This is a genomic window from Mesorhizobium sp. P5_C1 (genome assembly GCF_054049815.1).
Genome location: NZ_JBFULQ010000625.1, coordinates 1 through 2,940, shown reverse-complemented (window position 1 = coordinate 2,940; position 2,940 = coordinate 1). Strand labels below are relative to the sequence as shown.

Below are 2,940 nucleotides of genomic sequence, written 5' to 3'. Positions count from 1 at the left end.
GCTGCTTGTCGGTATTTTCGAGGAGCGTGGCAAGGCATGGGCCACGCACGGCATTCCGGAGGAATTCGAGTTCGATAGTCTGCCGGGGAACTACGAGCACTACGAAAACGAACTYGCCATGGCAACAAAGCGCGTGCCGCGTCTAGAAAGCGCTGGTGTGCAGACCCTTTTCGTCGGGCCGGAGAGTTTTACCGCAGACGGCCGCTATCTCATAGGGCCGGCCCCCGAGGTCAGCGGATTATTTGTATCAGCTGGCTTCAATTCCAGCGGCATTATGTCATCAGGCGGCATGGGCAAGGTCGTGGCGGAATGGGTTGCCTCAGGCAACAGCCCGGTCGATATGCATGCGTTCGCCCTTACCCGCACAATGCCATTCCAAGCCAATCGCCACTTTATGGCCGAACGAGTGACCGAGTCGATTGGTATCTGGTCAAACATGCCTTGGCCCGGCAAGCAAATGAAGAGCGCTCGCGATGTGCGTCGGATGCCATTGCACCATGAACTGAAAGCGGCTGGTGCGCGCTTTGGTGAGCGCGTCGGATGGGAGATTCCGCTTTGGTACGCGCCCAAGGATTCCGGCGAGTTTCGATACAGATTGGGGCGGCAGGATTGGTATCCGTTTGCGCGCGAAGAAAGCCTGGCTGTCCGCGACAATGTCGCGCTGATTGACCAATCGGCCTATGCCAAATTCCTCATCTCCGGTCCGGATGCACTCCGCGATCTCAACAGGCTCTGCGCAAACGAAATCGACGCACCGATCGGAAAAGTGGTTTACACAGCTTGGTTGAACGAGAAGGGTGGGTTCGAGGCGGATCTCACGGTCACAAGATTGGCCGAGGATCGCTTCCTGGTCATTTCTGGTTTCGCCGATCAGAGGATCGATCTCGCGTGGTTGGATGCTAATTTGCCGAAAGGCGCGGCGACTGTCGTTCAGGATGTCACGAATTCTTTTGGTCTCTTGGCTATAATGGGCCCCAAGAGCCGGCAGTTGCTACAGAGTCTGAGCGATTCTGACCTTTCGAACGAAGCCCTCAATTTTGGGTATTCCGACGAAATCAACCTGGGACATGTAACAGTTCGCGCTTCTCGCGTGACCTTTGTAGGCGAACTCGGCTATGAAATCCTGGTGCCTACCGAGATGTGTGGCTATCTCCACGACCTGATCGTTGGAGCAGGTGCCGGCTTCGGATTGCGCTATGCCGGACTCTATGCGGTAGCGGCGTGTCGCCTGGAGCGCGGATATCGCCTGATGGGCTTGGACATCACTGCCGACGAAACACCGGTTGAGGCCGGTCTCGGCTTCGCGGTGGGCTGGCACAAGGTGGGCGACTTTATCGGCCGGGAAAGGGTCGAGGCGCAGCGGGGACGCCCCCCAGAATCTCGGCTCGTTCAGTTCGCCTTGGAAGGCGACGACGCACCGATCCTGATCGGCAACGAGATCATCTGGCGCAACGGCGATCGGGTGGGCACCATCACCTCTGGTGGCTGGGGCTTTCGCATCGACCGATCGCTCGGCATGGGTTACGTATTCGCCCCCGGCGGTGCTTCTGCTGATTGGCTGAAACAGGGAAGCTTCGAGATCGAGGTGGCAGGTGCGAAGTTTCCTGCCGTGGCTCAATTGGCTCCATTCTACGATCCGACTGGCGAACGGACACGTATGTGAACCCCCAGATGCCACGTTCGAGCAAGATAGAACCGTCGCGATTTGTGGTCGCAGTGCCGGAGAGCGCGATTCTGCGCGATGCACTCGATCATGCTCGAGCGATGGTGAAATCCGCTGGCCACGAAGTGGTTTCACCACGATCGCCGCCGGAAGAGTGGGGAGACCTCACCGCCCGCGTCGACATTCTGGTGCTGACGCCGCGCGGTCGTTTCCCGGTCGCCTTGATGAAGAAGGCAGCGAGGTTAAGAAGCATTGTTTTTCCGACGATCGGCGTCGATCCACTCGACGTCAAGGCGGCAACGCTCGCCGGCATAGCGGTCGGCCATGGAGCACCGGCTGAGAGTGTCTACAGCATGGCGGAAGCAACGGTGATGCTCATTGCGAGCTTGATGCACCGTGTTGCAGAAAAGCAAACGGTGTTGATGAATGGAAGTTGGCGCGAGCCGTTGGTGCTTGGCCGTATGCTACGAGGAAAGACAGTAGGGCTGGTCGGATTTGGCCGCATCGGTCGAGCGGTGGCTGAACTTTTGGCGCCGTGGCAGGTGAGAATCCTTGTCGCCGACCCCGCAGTGACGGATGCCAACCTGGACGCGACCGCAGTGCCTCTAACAAATCTCCTTCGTGAGAGCGATGTCGTATCACTCCACATGACGTTGACCGGTGCCAGTCGTAGCTTGATTGGGAGAGATGAACTTGCTCTGATGAAACCAGGCGCCGTGATCGTCAACACGTCACGAGGCGCATTGATCGACGAAGATGCGCTGGCAGACGCGCTGCAGGCAGGTCGCCTCGGCGGGGCGGCAGTTGACGTCTTCGCAATCGAACCCCTGCCAGCCGAAAGCCGGCTGCGTCATTGCGCCAACGCAATCCTCACGCCGCATAATGCGGGTCACACCGTTGAACTGATGCGCGCACTTACGGAGTCCTTGATCGACAATCTGCACGAATTGCTGGCCGGTAACCCTCCGCGCCATATGTACAATCAAGAAGTCGCTGCCAATTGGCAAGGGCGCTTCGGCTCTGCAGCGCCCAAACTGCATACAACCGTTGACAGATAAGAACATGGTCCAGCAATCCGATCTGGTGGCGCGGCGCGCCAAACTTTTGGGGGCCAAGTCTCAGCTCTTTTACGCCAATCCGATCCACCTCGTGCGCGGGGAGGGTGTTTGGCTTTTCGACTCGGACGGCAGGCGCTATCTTGACGCTTATAACAATGTGGCCCATGTCGGCCATTGTCATCCGCATGTGGTAGAGGCGATGCATCGACAGGCGTCGCT

At 58.5% G+C, this 2,940-nt stretch carries 3 protein-coding genes; all 3 read left to right on the top strand.

Annotated features, from left to right (window positions below; genetic code table 11):
• Nucleotides 1–1,663, top strand: a 1,663-nt coding sequence (locus tag ACXJ7R_RS29015; protein WP_457154831.1) for an FAD-dependent oxidoreductase, incomplete at its 5' end; no start/stop codon positions are given.
• Nucleotides 1,660–2,721, top strand: coding sequence for an NAD(P)-dependent oxidoreductase (locus ACXJ7R_RS29010; protein WP_457154830.1), 1,062 nt, complete (start codon nucleotides 1,660–1,662; stop codon nucleotides 2,719–2,721). The genes ACXJ7R_RS29015 and ACXJ7R_RS29010, both read left to right, overlap by 4 nt.
• Nucleotides 2,722–2,725: 4 nt before the next feature.
• Nucleotides 2,726–2,940 (top strand): aminotransferase class III-fold pyridoxal phosphate-dependent enzyme (locus ACXJ7R_RS29005; protein WP_457154829.1); only part of this gene is annotated, 215 nt, incomplete at its 3' end.